The 17,376-nt window shown below is 64.7% G+C and carries 17 protein-coding genes; all 17 read right to left on the reverse strand.

What is annotated here, in order from left to right:
- Positions 1-7: 7 nt before the first annotated feature.
- The 17 genes from F8237_RS03965 to F8237_RS04045 all read right to left on the reverse strand — a co-directional run bounded on the left by F8237_RS03965 (position 8) and on the right by F8237_RS04045 (position 17,375).
- Positions 8-943 (reverse strand): carbohydrate kinase family protein, encoded by a 936-nt coding sequence (locus F8237_RS03965; RefSeq protein ID WP_151642494.1) that lies wholly within the window; start codon positions 941-943, stop codon positions 8-10.
- Positions 944-1,038: 95 nt separating this feature from the next.
- The gene (locus F8237_RS03970) at positions 1,039-2,958 is read right to left on the reverse strand and encodes a nitric oxide reductase activation protein NorD (RefSeq protein ID WP_151642495.1); all 1,920 of its coding nucleotides are present in this window, start codon (positions 2,956-2,958) and stop codon (positions 1,039-1,041) included.
- 10 nt (positions 2,959-2,968) lie between these two features.
- Complete coding sequence (locus F8237_RS03975; protein WP_151642496.1) at positions 2,969-3,781, reverse strand: CbbQ/NirQ/NorQ/GpvN family protein; 813 nt, start codon at positions 3,779-3,781, stop codon at positions 2,969-2,971.
- A 60-nt stretch (positions 3,782-3,841) separates the two neighbouring features.
- Entirely contained in the window at positions 3,842-5,188 is a 1,347-nt protein-coding gene (locus F8237_RS03980; RefSeq protein ID WP_151642497.1) for a cbb3-type cytochrome c oxidase subunit I, read from the reverse strand.
- A 51-nt stretch (positions 5,189-5,239) separates the two neighbouring features.
- Complete coding sequence (locus F8237_RS03985) at positions 5,240-5,692, reverse strand: c-type cytochrome (protein WP_151642498.1); 453 nt, start codon at positions 5,690-5,692, stop codon at positions 5,240-5,242.
- A gap of 98 nt (positions 5,693-5,790) precedes the next feature.
- Complete coding sequence (locus tag F8237_RS03990) at positions 5,791-6,051, reverse strand: cytochrome C oxidase subunit IV family protein (protein ID WP_151642499.1); 261 nt, start codon at positions 6,049-6,051, stop codon at positions 5,791-5,793.
- Between the two features lie 2 nt (positions 6,052-6,053).
- Positions 6,054-6,560, reverse strand: coding sequence for a cytochrome c oxidase subunit 3 family protein (locus tag F8237_RS03995; RefSeq protein ID WP_151642500.1), 507 nt, complete (start codon positions 6,558-6,560; stop codon positions 6,054-6,056).
- Between the two features lie 374 nt (positions 6,561-6,934).
- Positions 6,935-8,125, reverse strand: a complete 1,191-nt coding sequence (gene mmsB, locus F8237_RS04000) for a multiple monosaccharide ABC transporter permease (protein WP_151642501.1) — start codon at positions 8,123-8,125, stop codon at positions 6,935-6,937.
- Positions 8,122-9,699: a multiple monosaccharide ABC transporter ATP-binding protein gene (mmsA, locus tag F8237_RS04005; protein WP_151642502.1), complete on the reverse strand. Its 1,578-nt coding sequence runs from the start codon at positions 9,697-9,699 to the stop codon at positions 8,122-8,124. The genes mmsB and mmsA overlap by 4 nt, the downstream gene beginning before the upstream one ends.
- 138 nt (positions 9,700-9,837) lie before the next feature.
- Positions 9,838-10,911 (reverse strand): multiple monosaccharide ABC transporter substrate-binding protein, encoded by a 1,074-nt coding sequence (gene chvE / locus F8237_RS04010; protein WP_151642503.1) that lies wholly within the window; start codon positions 10,909-10,911, stop codon positions 9,838-9,840.
- A 73-nt stretch (positions 10,912-10,984) separates the two neighbouring features.
- Positions 10,985-11,863 carry an SMP-30/gluconolactonase/LRE family protein gene (locus F8237_RS04015; protein ID WP_162006345.1) on the reverse strand — a complete coding sequence of 293 codons (879 nt, stop codon included), beginning with the start codon at positions 11,861-11,863 and terminating at the stop codon, positions 10,985-10,987.
- Positions 11,863-12,939 carry an aldose epimerase family protein gene (locus F8237_RS04020; RefSeq protein WP_151642505.1) on the reverse strand — a complete coding sequence of 359 codons (1,077 nt, stop codon included), beginning with the start codon at positions 12,937-12,939 and terminating at the stop codon, positions 11,863-11,865. Before F8237_RS04020 ends, F8237_RS04015 begins: the two co-directional genes overlap by 1 nt.
- A gap of 2 nt (positions 12,940-12,941) precedes the next feature.
- The gene (locus tag F8237_RS04025; protein ID WP_151642506.1) at positions 12,942-13,868 is read right to left on the reverse strand and encodes a Gfo/Idh/MocA family protein; all 927 of its coding nucleotides are present in this window, start codon (positions 13,866-13,868) and stop codon (positions 12,942-12,944) included.
- Positions 13,865-14,641: a FadR/GntR family transcriptional regulator gene (locus F8237_RS04030; RefSeq protein ID WP_151642507.1), complete on the reverse strand. Its 777-nt coding sequence runs from the start codon at positions 14,639-14,641 to the stop codon at positions 13,865-13,867. The genes F8237_RS04025 and F8237_RS04030 overlap by 4 nt, the downstream gene beginning before the upstream one ends.
- Positions 14,642-14,909: 268 nt before the next feature.
- Positions 14,910-16,082, reverse strand: a complete 1,173-nt coding sequence (locus F8237_RS04035) for a fumarylacetoacetate hydrolase family protein (RefSeq protein ID WP_151642508.1) — start codon at positions 16,080-16,082, stop codon at positions 14,910-14,912.
- 79 nt (positions 16,083-16,161) lie between these two features.
- A complete protein-coding gene (locus F8237_RS04040) occupies positions 16,162-17,139 on the reverse strand; it encodes a HEAT repeat domain-containing protein (RefSeq protein WP_151642509.1) in 978 nt (325 codons plus the stop codon).
- Between the two features lie 2 nt (positions 17,140-17,141).
- Positions 17,142-17,375 (reverse strand): 4Fe-4S dicluster domain-containing protein, encoded by a 234-nt coding sequence (locus tag F8237_RS04045; protein ID WP_151642510.1) that lies wholly within the window; start codon positions 17,373-17,375, stop codon positions 17,142-17,144.
- Between the last annotated feature and the right edge of the window lies 1 nt (position 17,376).

The following is a 17,376-nucleotide window of genomic DNA, read 5'->3' on the forward strand; positions in this document are numbered from 1 at the left end:
CGGCCTGCTACCAGCTTGAACTCACCTCGTGGCTCCAGGGCGGATCGGCGCCCGGACGGGTGCAGGTGATGCCGGCGCAATTGGCGGCAAAGGCCAGCGCGCGACGGAGTTCGTCGATGCCGATGTCCTTGAGCCGTTGCCGGGCGAGCCGCCCCTGCTTGTGCAGGGCAAACAGCAACGCCGCCTGAAAACTGTCGCCGGCGCCGATGGTATCGGCAACCGCGACCTTCGGCGCGGGAACTTCGACCTGCCCTGCCTTGGCGTGCCACGCGATCGCACCGTCGCTGCCGCGGGTGATGACGACGAGGCTGGTGCCTTGCCCGAGCAGCGCGCTCGCGCGTTGCTCGTAAGGCTCGGTTCCAAAGAGATAGGCGAAGTCGACGTCCGACATCTTGATGAGATCGGCGGCCTCGGCGAACTCGGCCATGCGCGCGAGATAAGCCGGCTTGTCCTTGACCAGATTGGGGCGGCAATTCGGATCGAAGCAGATCGTCGACGACGCCTGCGCATCCGCGACCAGCGCCTTCGTCTCGGCCGCGCCTTGATCATTGACCAACGTGGTCGAGCCGAAATGGACGGCTTCGCCATCTGCAAATGGTACTGTCCCTCGCCGGTACGTCCAGTTCCGGGCCGCGGTCGCCTCGTCGTAGAAGGCGTAGTTCGACTCGCCCGCAACGATGCGAACGAAAGCCAGCGTGGTCTGGTGATCGCTGCGGGTGGCGAGACCGAGCTCCACGTTGGAGGCTGCGGCGTGGTCTGCGATCATCCGCCCGAACAAGTCGGTCGAGATGCCGCCGACGAAACCGGTCGGCGCACCCAGCCGCGCCATGCCGATCGCGACGTTGAGGCAGGAACCACCAACCGCGGGCATCACGGCCTCACGCCCGTCGGCGTTTCGCGTCGGCACGAAATCGATCAGCGCATCGCCGCAGGATATCAGCATGTGGTCTCGCCGGAGTCGGCGCGAACCTACCAGCAAGTGCCGCCACCATCTACCCGCACGATACGACTGGCCGCCAGGCCCGCGGCCTTTGCCATTCAGTGAGCGACCTGCCTGTAGATCGCCGGCAGCGCAGCAGGCAGCCGGCGGATGTTGCCGACGATGGCGTAGCCGCTGCGGCCGAACAGCGTCGGAAAGTAGGACTGCGCCGCGGCATCGACGGTGACGCCGAAGACCGCGATGCCGAGCCGCCGCGCCTGATGCACGGATTTGCGGGTGTCCTCGACCGCGAACCGCCCCTCGTAGTGATCGACATCGTTCGGCTTGCCGTCGGTGAGAACCAGCAGCAATTTCTTGCGCTGCGGCTGGCGCGCGAGCTCGGCCGTCGCGTGGCGCACCGCCGCGCCGATCCGCGTGTAGTAGCCCGGCCTGAGCGCGCCGATCCGGCGCTCCACCGCCCCGCTCATCGGCTCGCCGAACGCCTTGACGGTCTCGAGCCGCACCCAGGAGCGCCGGCGCGAGGTGAAGGTCAGGATGCTATGGTGATCGCCGCAAGCCGAGAGCCCGTGCGCGAGCACGAGGAGCGCCTCCTTCTCGACATCGAGCACGCGATAGCCATCGACCCAGGCGTCGGTCGAGAGCGAGACGTCGACGAGCAGCGTCACGGCCAGATCGTGCCCCTGCGGCCGCATCGCCATGTGGACGCGATCGAGACCCGCACCATTGCCGCCAGCGCGAAGATCGCAGCGTGCGCGCACGAGGGCATCGAGGTCGAGGTCATGCCCGTCGGCCTGGGCACGCATCAATTCGTGACGCGGCCGCAGGATCTCGAAACGGCGGCGCACCTGCCGGATGTGCCTGCGCATGGTCTCGTCCGGCGTCCAGCTCTCGCCCAGCTCGGAGGCTGGCGCTGCGAGGACGCGGCAATGATCGGGCAGATAGGCGCCGGTGCGGTAATCCCATTCGGGATAGGCCAGGTCCGCGTTCAATCGCGAGGCATCGAGCGCTTGAGGCGGCAGATCGAGATCGAATTTGAGCCGGCTCGCCGGCTTGCCGCTGCGGCGGGTGAGCGTGATCTCCTCGAGATCGTCGGCCGCCTTCTGCGCGTCCTCGTCATCGCTGTCGTCGGCGGGACGGTCGACATTGACCATCTCTGCCATCGCCAGGATCTTTTCGAACCGGTTGAGCACGAACGGGTCGCGGCGATTGGCACCGTCCTCGCGCTCACGGACGGCGAAACGTTTGCGATCGTCCGAGGCCGCAGGCGCAGCGGCCGGGGCGCACTCATCGTCCCCGGCATGTAGCGGCGAGAGCTCGCGCGTCCAGCAATCGCCCCAGAGCGGGCACGGCAGGATCGAACGATAGCCGGGCGGCGCCTTGTCCGGCAGCGGCCCCGTCCCCATCATCGCCGGCCACAGCTGGCCCGCGGGCGGCGTATCGGCACCGAGCAGAGCGAGCACGATCTGCTCCACATCCTGCTCGATGCGCGGCAACGGGCGGTGCGGCCGCGCCATGGCGGTCGCCGCCGCCAGCTGCGCATAGTCGTCGGCAAGACCTGGACATTGGGTCAGCACGAGGACCGCGATTTCGCTCGCACGCCGCAACATCAGCAAATCCCGCCGCAGCGGATCGGCCTCCTCGATCGCCTCGGCGGGCGCGAATGCGAACCACGCAGCGAGCCATCGGTACAGCGCGGCGTTGAGCCCGCGGTCGGCAAAGATCGCAATGCTGTCGGGCAGAAAGATCGTCGCGGCATCGCGCCCCGGCTGATCGACGCGCTCGTCGCCGAGCCCGATGCGCTGCCGCCATCCGAGCCGGTGGCCGGTCCGGCGGGCACTGGCGCTCGCGATCTGAACGCCGCTCTCACCACCGAACGCGCGGAACATGATCGCGATCCGGTTGCGCATGTCCGCAAGTGACACCGCGTGCTCGGCATGGACCGGATAGCTGGCGGTACCCCCGACCAGACGATGCCAAGCGCGACCGACGGTTTCTTCAAGCTCGAGGAAATCGAGCATCACGCCACCCTCAGGAGATCACGGCACGCGCGACGTCGAGCAGCGCTGCCTTGACGTCGGCGTCATCCGTCAGCGGCTCGATCATGCCGGCGAGCACGGCATCGGCAATCGACGCGCCTGCGGCGATCAGGGTGGCGCAATAGACGACGAGACGGGTCGAAACGCCCTCCTCGAGATCGTGCCCCTTCAGCGCGCGCAGACGACCGGCCAGCAGGACCAGCGGCCGCACATAGTCGGGCGCAAGCCCGCTTTCGGCCGCGACCACCGCGATCTCCTGCTCCGGCGGCAGGAAGCCGAACTCGATGGCGACGAAGCGTTGCCGGGTCGACGGCTTCAGCGCCTTGAGCAGCGTCTGGTAGCCGGGATTGTAGGACACAACGAGCATGAATCGCTCCGGCGCGGCGAGTTCCTCGCCGGTGCGCTCCAGCGGCAGGATGCGGCGGTCGTCGGTCAGCGGATGCAGTACCACCGTGACGTCCTTGCGGGCCTCCACGACTTCGTCGAGATAGCAGATGCCGCCTTCCCTCACCGCGCGCGTCAGCGGACCGTCGGCCCATACCGTATCGCCGCCCTTCAGCAGATAGCGGCCGGTGAGATCGGCCGCAGTGAGATCGTCGTGACAGGCGACGGTGTGCAGCGGCAATCCCAACCGCGCCGCCATATGCGCGACGAAGCGCGTCTTGCCACAGCCGGTCGGCCCCTTGAGCAGGATCGGCAATTGATGCCGCCAGGCGTGCTCGAACAGCGCGCATTCGTTGCCGCTTGCGACATAGGCCGGCAGCGTGGGCGCGGGCGCCGCCAGGGCGTGGAGTGTTGCGTTCATGATCATTCTCCGAAAGATCGGTTTGAAAGGCGGCCGCGACGTTCGCGGCCGCCTTCGCGTTCACTCGGCAGGCTGCAAAGCAGCCGGGATCGTCGCCTGCCTCTCGCGGCCCGGTACCAGCACCGCCCAGACGAACATCAGCGCGGAAATCGCGACGAACACGCCGGAGCCGAGCCGGACCCAGTAGAACATCGCCAGTTGGTCCTGCACGTCCATGTAGCTCTGGCCAAGCACGCGCTGGAGATGGACCTGGACCACCCCGGCGAAGGTCAGCGCGAACGTCATGGTCATCATGGCCGTGCACATGATCCAGAAGCTCGCCATCGAGAGCCACTGATTATAGGGCGCGCGTCCCTTGAGCTGCGGGATCGCATAGGCCATCACCGACAGGTTCAGCATCACATAGGCGCCGAAGAAGGCGAGATGGCCGTGCGCCGCAGTGACCTGGGTGCCGTGTGTATAGTAGTTCACCGAGGACAGCGTGTGCAGGAAGCCCCAGACGCCCGCGCCCAGGAACGCCATGACCGAGCAGCCGACCGACCACAGCAGCGCAGCGCGGTTCGGATGCTTGCGGCCGGCCTTCCAGGTCATCTGCACCGTGAAGATCACCATGGTGAAGAACGGCGCAACCTCGAGGGTGGAGAACAGCGAACCGATCCACTGCCAGTAGCCGGGCGCGCCTATCCAGTAGAAATGATGGCCGGTGCCGAGGATGCCCGAGAACAGCGCAAGGCCGATGATCACGTAGAGCCACTTCTCGACGACCTCGCGGTCGATGCCGTTGAGCTTGATCATGAGATAGGCGAGCACGGAGGCCATGATCAGCTCCCAGACACCCTCGACCCAGAGATGGACGACATACCACCAGTACATCTTGTCGACGGCGAGGTTCGCCGGATTGTAGAAGGCGAACAGGAAGAAGATCGCGACGCCCCACAGGCCGAATAGCAGGATGTTGGTGACCGTGGTCTTGCGCCCTTTGAGCGCCGTCATGGTGACGTTGAACAGGAACATCAGGCAGACGACGACGATGCCGACCTTGATGATGAAGGGCTGTTCGAGGAACTCACGTCCCTCGTGGTAGTGGAAGAGATAGCCGACCACGGCCACACCCGCGGCGCCGAAGAACATCCAGAACTGGATCTTCGCCAGCAGCGGGCTGTACAGCTCGGTCTCGGTTTCCTCGGGCAGCAGGAAGTAGGTGGCCCCCATGAAGCCGATCAGCGACCACACGATCAGCGCGTTGGTGTGGATCATCCGGACGATGTTGAACGGGAGCAGCACCGACAGCGTATTGGGCAGGACGTAGATGGTCCCGGCGAGCAGGCCGAACAGGACCTGGGCCAGGAACAGGGTCAGCGCGCCGTAGAAGTACAGCATCGCGACTTTCTGGGTTTGGTATTTCATCTCGAGTTCTCTCTGTCTTGAAAGAGGCAAGGTCTTGAAGGAGGCAGGCCCTCAGCCGGCCTTGTTCGGCGGCCATTCCTGGCGCTTGATCTTGCTGGCCCATTGCAGGAAGTCGGCGAGATCGTTGAGCTCCTGGTCGGTGAGGTTGAACTGCGGCATCTGCCGCCGCCCTTCCACGCCGGAAGGCTGCGACTGCATCCAGGCTTTCAGCGTCTCGCGCGCGCCGGCCGGATCCTCGTTGCCACCCCAGCGATCCCAGACGTTGCCGACTTCGGGCGCGAAATAGGCGCCCTCACCCAGCAGCGTGTGGCAGTTGATGCAGGAGTTCTTCTCCCAGACATGCTTGCCGCGGGCGACCGACGACGTCAGCGTCGAGGCGTCCGTCGATGTCGTGACCATGTAGTAATGGCTGTGCGCCGTCAGCCCTAAGAAGATGGCGAAGAAAAAGGCCGAGCCGCCGTAGAAGACGTTTCGAGCGGCCGACTTGGTCAGGCGTTCAGCCATTGCCAATCCTTTCCGGTTTGATTCCTATCGGGAAACGCGATGTTGCGATTTATTGCCGCTTCGTACCGCCCGTTCTTTGTCAGGGCGCAATGAGCGCGTCAGATCAGGGCGACGACGGCGGATGCGAGCCAGGCAAACAGCACCACGATGAGAATCCACGCGCCGACGAGGCCGCGCCACAGCGTGGGAACGTTCCGAAGATCCATGAAATCGAGCGCAATCCTGCGACCCTTGATGGCGGCCAGGGCCAGCAACAGCGCATTGCCGAGCAGGGGCCGCGGCATCAGCGGAGGCAGCAGTATGGTTGCGAGCGCGAGGCCGATCAGCACGACCCAGGTGACGTTCAGGCGATCTGGCATCGTCACCGCACCAGGTACAGAATCGGGAACATGACGATCCAGACCAGATCGACCATGTGCCAGAACGCGGTCCCGGTCTCGACGCCGGATATCTCGGCGCGCCGGCAGACCACAGCGAGGATGACGATGCCGAGACCGACATGCAGGAGATGGAAGCCGGTCAGGAGGAAGTAGAGCGTAAAAAACGGGCTGGTTTCCAGGCCAGCGCCGCGACCGATCTCCCCGGCATACTCGGCGAGCTTGATCGCGATGAAGAAGCCGCCGAGCGCCATGGCGATCAGGAGCCAGCGGCGCGAAATCCGCTTCTCACTGGCCCGCGCGGAATTGGTAGCCCGGGCCGCAGCCCAGCCGCTGGTCACCAGCACGACGGTATTGAGGCCTGCGAGATTCGAATCGAGTGCCGCCTGCCCCGCCGCGAACACTGCCGGATGGATTGCGCGGGCGACCGTGAATGCACCGAGGAACAGACCGAACGCGACGAGCTCGCTGAAGATCAGCACCCAGATCATGGGATCGCCGGGGAGATCTTCCAGAATCCCCAGCCGGTTCCTTCTTGTTCGCAATCGGCCGTGGACATCGTCTTTCCGGATCAGGACACCGGCCAGACTTAGCTTGCCGGCTCCGATCCGAGTTTGTTGCCGGACAAACTGGCGGACACCGGATCGCGGTACGAACCGGCCCGGGGTCCCCAGAGAGCTGTGAGCGACGACATGAGCGATGCACAAATCGGGCTGATGACCGCCACACCCATCATCATCGTTTTCGCGATCGCGCTAAGGCGCATGGGGTATTGTCGACGGTAGCGACCGTATCGGCCGTGAGTCTCTCCGTCGCGATCGCCACTGTGCTGTTCACGACGCAGTAATAGCTGCCGTAGCCCGCATCACCGCCGCTGATTATACACGTCGATGCACACCGCCCCGAGCAGCACCAGGCCCTTGATGACCTGCTGGTAGTCGATACCGATACCGAGGATCGACATGCCGTTGTTCATCACACCCATGATCATCGCGCCGACCACGGCACCGCCGACGCGTCCGACGCCGCCATAGGCAGAGGCGCCGCCGATGAAGCAGGCGGCGATGACGTCGAGCTCGAAGCCCAAACCTGCCTTGGGCGTCGCGGTGTTGAGGCGTGCTGCAAAGACGAGGCCGGCCAGCGCGGCCAGCACGCCCATGTTGACGAAGGTGAGAAAGGTCAGCCGCTCGGTCTTGATGCCCGACGGGCTCGCCGCCTTGGCGTTGCCGCCGACAGCATAGATCTGGCGGCCGATCACGGTGCGGCGGGTGACGAAGCCATAGAGCGCGATCAGCCCGCCCATGATCACCAATACGTTCGGCAGGCCACGATAGGTCGCGATCAGATAGGTGAAGTAGAGCACCGCGCAGGCCAGCACGATGCTCTTGCCGAGGAAAAACGCGTAAGGCTCGACCTCGATGCCGTGCGAGAGCTCGCGCGTGCGGCTCCTGGCGCTGGCATAGACCAGCCCCAGCGCCAACAGAGCCCCAATGAGCATCGAGGTCGGATGCAGCGTGCCGGCTTCGGGCAGCAGTTCCGGAATGAAGCCAGACGACAACTTCTGGAAGGTCGGCGGGAACGGCCCGAGCGACTGGCCCTGCAACACCGCGAGCGCAAGGCCCTTGAACACCAGCATGCCGGCCAAGGTCACTATGAAGGACGGGATCTTGAAATAGGCGACCCAATAGCCCTGCGCCGCGCCGATGGCGGCGCCGACCGCGAGGCAGACGATGAAGGCGAGCGTGTAGTCGACCTTGTAGGTCACCATGAGAAGAGCGGCCACGGCACCGACGAAGCCTGCGACAGACCCGACCGAAAGATCGATGTGTCCGGTGACGATCACCAGCAACATGCCCAGCGCCATGATGACGATGTAGCTATTCTGCAGCACCAGGTTGGTGAGGTTGAGCGGCTGCAGCAGCGTGCCGCCGGTCATGACCTGGAAGAACAACATGATCGCGATCAGCGACAGCAGCATGCCGTAATTGCGCAAGTTGTTCTTGATGAAGCTGCCGTGCCGGCGCTCCTCGGGCAGCGAAACCGTCTTGTCGGTCATGGCTGCGATCCTCCCATCTCCGCGGCCTCGGGCGCGCTGTTTCCGTTGCTTCGTTCATTGCGCATGATGGCGCGCATGATCTTCTCCTGCGTCGCCTCCGCGCCCTTGAATTCCCCGACGAAGGCGCCGTCGTTCATGACGCAGATGCGGTCGCAGATGCCGAGCAACTCGGGCATCTCCGAGGAGATCACCACGACACCGCGGCCGGCCTCGGCGAGCTCGTTGATGATACCGTAAATCTCGTATTTCGCACCGACGTCGATGCCCCTTGTCGGCTCATCCAGGATCAGGACCTTGGGATCGGTCATCAGCCATTTCGACAGCACGACCTTCTGCTGGTTGCCGCCGGAGAGCTGGACGGTCTCCTGATAGACGTCGGAGCAGCGGATCCGCATCCGGTTCCGATAGTCGCTCGCAACCTTCAGCTCGGCGATATCGTCGATCACCCTGTTTGGCGCGACCTGGTCGAGGCTGGCCAGCGTGATGTTCTTGCGGACGTCGTCGGCGAGGATCAGGCCAAGCTGCTTGCGGTCCTCGGTGACATAGGCAAGGCCGGCGTCGATCGCGGCAGCCACGCTCGGCAGCACGATCTCATGGCCTTCGAGTCTGATACGGCCGCTGATATTGGTTCCCCAGGAACGGCCGAACAGGCTCATGGCGAATTCGGTGCGGCCGGCGCCCATCAGCCCGGCGATGCCCACGACCTCGCCGCGCCTGACACTGAAATTGACGGCCTTGATTACCTGCCGCTCGGGATGAATGGGGTGATGGACCGACCAGTTCGCGACCTCGAGCACGGGTTCACCGATGGTCGCGCTGCGCTCGGGAAAGCGATGGGCGAGATCGCGGTTGACCATGCTGCGGATGATGCGGTCTTCCTGGATCGGCTCGGCGTGGCAGTCGATGCTGTCGACGGTGCGGCCATCGCGCAGCACCGTGATGTGGTCAGCGACGCGGGCAACCTCATTGAGCTTGTGCGAGATCAGGATCGAGCCGATGCCCTGCTCGCGGAATGCCATGAGGCGCTCCAGCAGCGCGGCGCTGTCGGCCTCGTTGAGGCTCGCGGTTGGCTCGTCGAGGATCAGCATCCGCACCCGCTTGGAGAGGGCCTTCGCGATCTCGACCAGCTGCTGCTTGCCGACACCGAGATCGGTGATCAGCGTATCCGGCGATTCCTTCAGGCCGACCTGGGCCAGAAGCTCCCGCGTGCGCCGGTAGACCTCGTCGCGATCGATCACGCCGAATTTCGACGGCGGATGCGACAGGAAGATGTTCTCGGCGATCGACATCAGCGGGATCAGCGCCAGTTCCTGGTGGATGATGATGATGCCGAGCGCCTCGGAATCGTTGATGTCGCGGAAGCGGCGTTCCTCGCCGTCGAAGACGATGGTGCCCTCGTAGCTGCCATGGGGGTAGACGCCGCTGAGCACCTTCATCAGCGTCGACTTGCCGGCGCCGTTCTCGCCGACGAGGGCGTGGATCTGTCCGGCGTCGACCGAGAAGTTGACATCGCGCAGCGCCTGCACGCCGGCAAAGCTCTTGCTGACGTTGCGCATCTCCAGCATGGCGGTCATCGTGCGTCCCCGAGAATTCCAAGGCTTCAACCGTCAAGGCTTCAACCGTCGTTCCGGGGCGCCCGAAGGGCGAACCCGGAACCTCGAGATTCCGGGTTCGATGCTACGCATCGCCCCGGAATGACGGAACAAGATGGTCTACTGAAACTGCGACTTCTTGTAATAGCCGCTCTCGACCAGCAGCTTCTCCCAATTGTCCTTGTAGACCACGACCGGCTTGAGCAGGTAAGACGGGATCGTCTTGACGCCGTTCTCGTAGGTCTTGGTGTCGTTCACCGTGACCTGCTTGCCGGCGAGCGCGGCGTCGACCATGTCGGCGGTCACCTTGGCGAGGTCGCGGGTGTCCTTGAAGATGGTCGAATACTGGTCGCCGCGCAGCATGGCCTTGATCGAGGGCACCTCGGCGTCCTGGCCCGAAATGATCGGCATCGGCTGGCCGGCGCTGCCGTAACCGACGCCCTTCAGCGATGAGATGATGCCGATCGAGAGGCCGTCATAGGGCGACAGCACGGCGTTGACCTTCTTGTTGCCGTAGTAGGCGCTGAGCAAATTGTCCATGCGGGACTGGGCGGTGGCGCCATCCCAGCGCAAGGTCGCGACCTTGTCCATGCCCATCTGGCCGGAGGCGACGACGAGCTTGCCGCTGTCGATGTACGGCTTCAGCACGCTCATCGCGCCGTTGTAGAAGAAGTAGGCATTGTTGTCGTCGGGCGAGCCGCCGAACAGCTCGATGTTGAACGGACCCTTGCCGTCCTTCAGGCCGAGCCCTTGCTCGATCGACTGCGCCTGGAGCACACCGACCTGAAAGTTGTCGAAGGTCGCGTAGTAGTCGACGTTCGGCGTGCCGCGGATCAAGCGGTCATAGGCGATGATGATAATGCCTTTTGCTTTCGCTTGCTTGAGCACGTCGGACAGCGTGGTGCCATCGATCGCGGCGATCACCAGCGCTTTGGCGCCCTTGGTGACCATGTTTTCGACCTGCGAGAGCTGGTTCGGGATGTCGTCCTCGGCATATTGCAAATCGGTGTTGTAGCCGCGCTCCTTCAGCACCTTGACCATGTTGTTGCCGTCGTCGATCCAGCGCGCCGAGGATTTCGTCGGCATGGCGATGCCGACGGTCGCCTTGTCCTGGGCAGAGGCATTAGCGCCTACGGCCATCGTCGCAGCGCCGGCCAGTGCCAGTGCCAGGAATGTCGTCTTCAGTTTCAGCATGTTTCACTCCCTTGGGTGTCAGACTGTTTCTTGGTTTCGTCGCGAACGTCGGTCGTGGGCGGCCTCTGGTCTCCTATGCGAGCTTGACGTCGGGCTCCGCGCGACCGCGCGCGGATGCCTCCAACAGAAAAGTGCAGCCGGCCTGCGGATCATCGGCGCGCGCCGCGGCGTCCATGTCCTGCCAGGCCGAGGTGACGAGCAGACGCGACAGATTCGGGCCGACGAAGGCCGGGCAGCTCGCCTGCTTTGCCGGCACGCCGAGTGAGCGCAGACGCTCGCCTTGCGGCGAATAGACATCGATACGGCTCGCGCCCCAGCAGGCGTTCCAGATCTGTCCGTCGGCGTCGCACACCGAGCCGTCGAGCCCGCCAATGCCGGAGTGGCGCAGCAGCACCTCCGGCTCGCCGCGCGGCAGGCCGCTCGCAGGATTGAGCGGCACGGCGTAGAGCACGGCGCGGGCGGTGTCGGTGAAGTAGCCGGTGGTGCCATCCGGCGAGAAGCAGATCGAATTCGGAATGCTGATGCCGGGAAACAGCGTCGAGATCTTGCCGCGATGAAGCGCATAGATCGCCCCCGCCCCGCGCTCAGCCTGCTTGCCCATGGTCCCGATCCAGAAGGTGCCGGATTGGTGCACGCGGGCATCGTTCGAACGCGTGCCGGGATTGTCGGCTTCGAGCGGACAGAACAGCGCCATCACGCCATCGGCTATGTTGCGGATGTAGAGACCGTCCTCCGCGACGATCAGCTGCCGTTCGGCATCGACGCGCCCGAGCGCGCTCGCCATCCGGCCGAGTGGGTGGACGCGAATGCTGCCGCTGCCAAGATGTGCCTCGAACAGACGTCCCTCGCGAATGTCGAACCACCATGCGGTATCGGTTGCAACGTCATAGGTCGGCCCTTCGCCGAGATGGCACGGCTCGGCCGAGAGGACGGAGGTCGGCACCTGCTCCATCATGGCGCCCTTACCCCAAAGCGATAGACGGTGTGATGGCGATAGACACTGCCGGGATCGAGGCGCGGGCTCGGAAAGTCCGGCCGGTTCGGCGCGTCTGGCCAGATATGCGGCTCCAGGCACATCGCGTCCGACTGCCGGATCAGCTTGCCGCCCTTCCCCGAGATCGTGCCGTCGAGATAGTTGCCGGAATAGACCTGAAGCCCGGGCTGATTGGTGAAGAGCTCCATGATGCGCCCCGAGCGCGGCGCCTCCAGCCGCGCCGCGAATGCGAGCTTGCCATCGCGCCCCAGACAATAAGTGTGGTCGTAACCCTTGCCGTGGCGCAATTGCTCATCGTTGTCACGGATGCGCTCGCCGACGGGACGCGCATCGCGGAAATCGAACGGCGTACCGGCCACCGCGCGCGGCGGCTCCGGCAGCGGGATCGCGGTGGGGTCAATGGCGAGGAAATCATCGGCTGCGACTGTCAGCTTGTGGTCGAGAATGGGCGTGGCTGACGTGGCGCCTTCCAGATTGAAGAAGCTGTGGTTGGTCAAGTTGACGATGGTCGGTCGATCCGTTCGCGCCTCCATGATGAGCGACAGCTCGGTCGGGCCGGTGATGCGATAGGTCAGGCGCACATCGAGCCGCCCGGGATAATTCTCCTCGCCATGTGGGCTGACATAGGTGAGCGTCACCGCCGGCTCGGTGCCGTCGTCGATCCCGACAATCTCCCAGAGCTTGCGGTCAAACCCGTCCAGCCCCCCATGCAGCGCATTCGGGCCGTTGTTGACCGGAAGCTGAAACGTCTCGCCGTCGAGCGAGAACTGTCCCCTGGCAATACGGTTGGCGTAGCGGCCGACGGTAGCGCCGAGAAACTTTCGTTCGGCGAGATAACCGGCAAATGCATCATGGCCGAGCACGACGTCGTCGTGGTTTCCTTTGGCGTCCGGCGCGATCAGCGCCTGAATCACCGCGCCATGGGTGATGATGCGGGCTTCGAAGCCGCCCTCCCCGCGCAGCATGATGCGCTCGACGTTGCGGCCATCCGGCAGCGTTCCGAAGACGTCTTTTTCTGTTCTCGAGCCAGCCATGGTCAGTCCACAAAAGGTTCGACGATCGTGCGCTTGCCGAGCAGGAAGGCATCCGCGACGAGACGCAGCGGCGCCAGATCGACATCGCTCGCGCCTGTGACGGAGAGCTTGACGAAACGCCGATACAATTCGCGATATTCCTGATCCGGTGCCTCGGCGACGGCGTTGCCGTCGATCGACATGCGCCGCCCGCCGCCGGACAACGTCATCTGCCCCCGGTCGGTTTCCACGGCGATGTCCCAGCTCTGCGGACCGGTCTGGCGGAAGTCGAATTCGGCGGTGACCGGCAGACCATCGATGTCGGCCAGCGACAGCTTCGCGGCAATCGGCGCCTGGCAATTGGCGGGAAAGGCCAGTTCCGCCGCGGTGACGAAGACCGGCTTTGGTAGGATACGGGTCAGGATCGAGAGCGCGTTGATGCCGGGATCGAACACGCCGAGACCGCCCGGCTGCCAGATCCAGGCCTGCCCGGGATGCCAGATGCGGACATCCTCTTTCCAGTTGATGTGCACGGACTTGATGTGGCGCGCCATCAACCATTCGCGCGCGGGTTCGACCGCCGGCGCACAGCGCGAATGCCAGGCCGCAAACAGCGTCCGCTTCGCCTCCGCCGCCAACGCGATCAGGGGATCGAGCTCGGCAACGCCTGCGCCGGGAGGCTTCTCCAGCATGACGTGCTTGCCGGCAGCGAGCGCTGCCGCGGCCGCGGCACGCCGCGCTTGAGGCGGTGTGCACAACGAGACCGCATCGATCGGCGGCCCCTTCTCAAGCAACTCCTCGACGCCGGTGAAACACGGCACTCCCGGGAGCGAACCATCGTGGCTGGCAATGGCGGCCAGCGTCGCCCCCGGCGTCGCGGCGATGGCGCCGACATGCTGGTCGCGCGCGATCTTGCCGAAGCCGACGATGGCAATGCGGAGTTCGCTCACGCCGGCTCTCCCGTATCAGCGGATGGCAGCGCCCCGGCGGGCTCAACCTCGATCACAGTGCCTTCATGGCGCCGGATGCCGTTGTGAATGACATGGACCATAGCCTCCGACGCGGCTTCGGCATCGCCGGCCGCGATGGCATCGACGATCTTCTGGTGCCAGAGCAGTACGGTGTCACGGTCTTCCGGTGCGACCGGAGCGCTGAGCAGGAACGAGGCACGCAGCGCAGCCTCGATGACGTGCCCGATCGAGCGCATGAACAGATTGCCCGAGGCTCGCGCCACCGCGACATGCAGCGCGAGATCGGCATCTGCGAAGCCGACGGAATCGGACGCTTCAAGCCGCATGCGCTCCATGCTGCGACGAAGCTCGGCGACATCCTCCTCGGACCGCTGCGCCGCCGCGAGCACAGCCGCGCGCGGCTCGACCGCGAGACGGATCTCGGCGAGATCATTGAGGAAGCGCCTGTCGATGCCCGCATCCAGATGCCACGCCAGCACATCGGCGTCGAACATGTTCCAGGCCGCGCGCTCACGCACGACGGTGCCGACCCGCGCCTTGGTGGTGAGCAGGCCCTTGGCGACCAGCGTCTTCACGCTCTCACGCAGCACTGGTCGCGACACGCCGAACATCGCGATCATCTCGGCATCGCCCGGCAGCCGCATCCCCTCCGGATAGCGGCCGGCGATGATGTCGATGCCGATCGAGCGGGCAACTTCTGCGTGGTTGGAATGCGCGCGCTTGGTCGGAATGACCACGATGCGCGAGGTCATGAGACGCCTCTCCCGAATGCCGGCGAGCGTCCATTTTGGTAAGATGGCACCCACACGCGCTCCATTTGGAGCAATTTGGGCTAGTATTTCACGGAAGCTCAGGGCTGACTAGTCATATTATCTGACTATTCGTCTATCCCTTGGGATTGCGCGGGCGGCACATCCTATGACACGCCGAGCGCGATTTTGTTCCAGACATGCAACGCCAAGATGAAGGCGCAAACGCGACGGCCGACCGAAATCTTCGGCCGCCCGCGAACGCCGGAGCCTAGATCAGCTTCCGCTGCGCGAGGTTCTTCATCAGCGCGCCGATCCCGAAGGTCCAGGGCTCGCACTCGTCGCTGGTCCGCATGCGGTTGACGAGCTTGCCGAGCTGGGGTGCGGCGATCGTGACGATGTCGTCGCGCTTGTGGGTGAACCCCTGCCCCGGCGCATCGCGATCCTTCACCGGCGCGAACATCGTGCCGAGGAACAGCACGAATCCATCAGGATATTGATGCACCTTGCCGATGGTCTGCTCGACGAGGTCGGTGGGATCGCGGCTGATCATGCTGATCGAGGAATGGCCGTCGAGGACGAAACCATCCGCCCCCTTCACGTTCAGGCTGATGTCCAGCTTGCGCGCGTCGTCGAGTGAAAAACTGTCGTCGAAAAGGCGCAGCAGCGGGCCGATCGAGCAGGACGCATTGTTATCCTTGGCCTTCGACAGCAGCAGCGCCGAGCGTCCCTCGAAGTCGCGCAGGTTCACGTCGTTGCCGAGCGCGCCACCGACGATCTTGCCGCGGCTCGACACGAACAGCACAAGCTCGGGCTCCGGATTGTTCCAGGTCGACTTCGGATGCAGCCCCGCATCCATGCCGGTGCCGACCGAGGACAAGGTTGGCGCCTTGGTGAAGACCTCGGCATCGGGACCGATGCCGACCTCGAGATATTGGCTCCAGGCGTTCTGATCGATCAGCACCTGTTTCAGCCGCATCGCCTGGTCCGAGCCCGGCTTGAGCTTTGACAGATCGTCACCGATCAGCCGCGTCACCTCTTTGCGGATCGCTTCGGCTGACGCAGGATTGCCCTTCGCGCGTTCTTCGATGACGCGCTCCAGCATCGAGATGGCGAAAGTGACGCCGGCGGCCTTCAGCGTCTGGAGATCGACCGGCGCGAGCAGCCACGGCTTTTTCGGATCGCGCCGATCGGGCGGCGTGTTGGCGACGATCGCATCGAGATCGCCGATCCGCTCGCCCTTCGTCGCGGCAAGCGCCTTCGCCGGAGCATCCTCTTCGCAGAGCGCACTGACGGTTGGAAATCTCGCGGTGACGTCGAACACGCCGTCGCCGCGCACGGCGACCACGGCCGGGCCGTTCGCCTGCGGCAGCCAGACACGGCCCACCAACGTTCCCCGCGTGCCGTCCTCAGGGAGAAGATCCTTGGTCGTCAGTGTCGTCATGGCCGCGTCCTCGCTGTTTCTTGGCGAAGACCAATAAACGTCTGGCTCCGGAAGTCCAGAGCGGCAGGATGCCTCTCGGCTATGCCCCTGCCCGCGCCTTCCGGGCCGCGATCTGCTGGAGCGCCCAGCGCGCATTCTTGCGCACGTCGGGATCGGCGTCGTCGGCGATGACCGCCAGGAACGCCTCGCCGTCGGGATGGGCAATCTCGCCAAGCGCGGCGGCGGCCTCCTTGCGCAGATTGGCCTGGTCGTGATTGATGCAATTTCCGATCGGGCGTACCGCGCGCTCGATCTTCATCCTGCCGAGGCTGCGGATGGCTTTCAGCCGCACCTGCCAGAATTCGTCAGCGAGCGCGCCCACGAGCTGGTCGGCGGCGATCGAACCGTTGACGTTGAGGCCCAGCGTTTCCGCCGCCATCTCGCGGACCATCCAGTCGGAATCCTTCAGCGCGCGCGTGATCGTCTCGGCCGCCGGCTTCAGCTGGGAGAACGCCAGCGCGCTCACGGCGGCACGCCGCACATGCGCGTCCGGATCGTTGATCAACGCAGTCAGAGCGGGGATGGATTCTTCGAGCTTGAGGAATCCGATCACGCCGATCGCCTGCACGCGCACGGCAGCGTCCGTATCAAGCAACGCTTCCAGCGCCGGCTTCAGCGTGTCCTTGCAGCGCAGCTCCTTCAGCGCACGCAGCGCGCCCATGCGGACGAACGCATGGGCATGCTTCACCAGCGGCAGGATGATCTCGGCACAAGCGGGATTCTTGAACTCGGCTATGCTGTCGGCCGCGGCGGCAGCGACGATTCTCTCAGGATCGACCAGCAACTTGACCAGCGCGCTCGCAGCCTCCGGCCCGTCGAACTCGCCGAGCGCCATCGCGACCTGCTGGCGCACGCCCGCGTCGGGATCGGCGACCATATTGGCGAGATGAGGAACCGCTGCCGGATCACCGGAATGACCGAGCGCGATGACCGCGACGCGGCGCTCGCCGGGGTCGGCGGCCTGAAGCCGCTCGTCGGCGTCTTCGAGATCGTCGTAGGATTCGAACGGGCTCGACATGACTACCTCAGGAGATAGGGAATGTTGACGGTGACGGCGCCGGTCGGGCAATCCGCCTCGCAGGGCGCGCAGTACCAGCATTCGTCATAGGCCATGTAGGCCTTGCCGGTCATGTCGCTGATGCGCAGCACGTCGAGCGGGCAGACGTCCACGCACACGGTGCAGCCCTTGTCGGCGATGCATTTGGCGTCGTCAACGACCACCGGAACCGATGTCTGATAGGAAGCGAGAGGCATC

It is taken from the genome of Bradyrhizobium betae, assembly GCF_008932115.1.
GTDB classification, from domain to species: Bacteria; Pseudomonadota; Alphaproteobacteria; order Rhizobiales; family Xanthobacteraceae; genus Bradyrhizobium; species Bradyrhizobium betae.

Excerpts from the sequence above, each read along its gene's own strand:
- F8237_RS03980 (WP_151642497.1), bottom strand. The coding sequence starts at position 5,188 with ATGAAATACCAAACCCAGAAAGTCGCGATGCTGTACTTCTACGGCGCG.
- F8237_RS04015 (WP_162006345.1), bottom strand. The coding sequence starts at position 11,863 with ATGGAGCAGGTGCCGACCTCCGTCCTCTCGGCCGAGCCGTGCCATCTC.
- F8237_RS04035 (WP_151642508.1), bottom strand. The coding sequence starts at position 16,082 with ATGACGACACTGACGACCAAGGATCTTCTCCCTGAGGACGGCACGCGG.
- F8237_RS03965 (WP_151642494.1), bottom strand. The coding sequence starts at position 943 with ATGCTGATATCCTGCGGCGATGCGCTGATCGATTTCGTGCCGACGCGA.
- F8237_RS03970 (WP_151642495.1), bottom strand. The coding sequence starts at position 2,958 with ATGCTCGATTTCCTCGAGCTTGAAGAAACCGTCGGTCGCGCTTGGCAT.
- chvE (WP_151642503.1), bottom strand. The coding sequence starts at position 10,911 with ATGCTGAAACTGAAGACGACATTCCTGGCACTGGCACTGGCCGGCGCT.
- mmsA (WP_151642502.1), bottom strand. The coding sequence starts at position 9,699 with ATGACCGCCATGCTGGAGATGCGCAACGTCAGCAAGAGCTTTGCCGGC.
- F8237_RS03995 (WP_151642500.1), bottom strand. The coding sequence starts at position 6,560 with ATGATCTGGGTGCTGATCTTCAGCGAGCTCGTCGCGTTCGGTCTGTTC.
- F8237_RS04020 (WP_151642505.1), bottom strand. The coding sequence starts at position 12,939 with ATGGCTGGCTCGAGAACAGAAAAAGACGTCTTCGGAACGCTGCCGGAT.
- F8237_RS04040 (WP_151642509.1), bottom strand. The coding sequence starts at position 17,139 with ATGTCGAGCCCGTTCGAATCCTACGACGATCTCGAAGACGCCGACGAG.
- F8237_RS03985 (WP_151642498.1), bottom strand. The coding sequence starts at position 5,692 with ATGGCTGAACGCCTGACCAAGTCGGCCGCTCGAAACGTCTTCTACGGC.
- F8237_RS03975 (WP_151642496.1), bottom strand. The coding sequence starts at position 3,781 with ATGAACGCAACACTCCACGCCCTGGCGGCGCCCGCGCCCACGCTGCCG.
- mmsB (WP_151642501.1), bottom strand. The coding sequence starts at position 8,125 with ATGACCGACAAGACGGTTTCGCTGCCCGAGGAGCGCCGGCACGGCAGC.
- F8237_RS04030 (WP_151642507.1), bottom strand. The coding sequence starts at position 14,641 with ATGACCTCGCGCATCGTGGTCATTCCGACCAAGCGCGCGCATTCCAAC.
- F8237_RS03990 (WP_151642499.1), bottom strand. The coding sequence starts at position 6,051 with ATGCCAGATCGCCTGAACGTCACCTGGGTCGTGCTGATCGGCCTCGCG.
- F8237_RS04045 (WP_151642510.1), bottom strand. The coding sequence starts at position 17,375 with ATGCCTCTCGCTTCCTATCAGACATCGGTTCCGGTGGTCGTTGACGAC.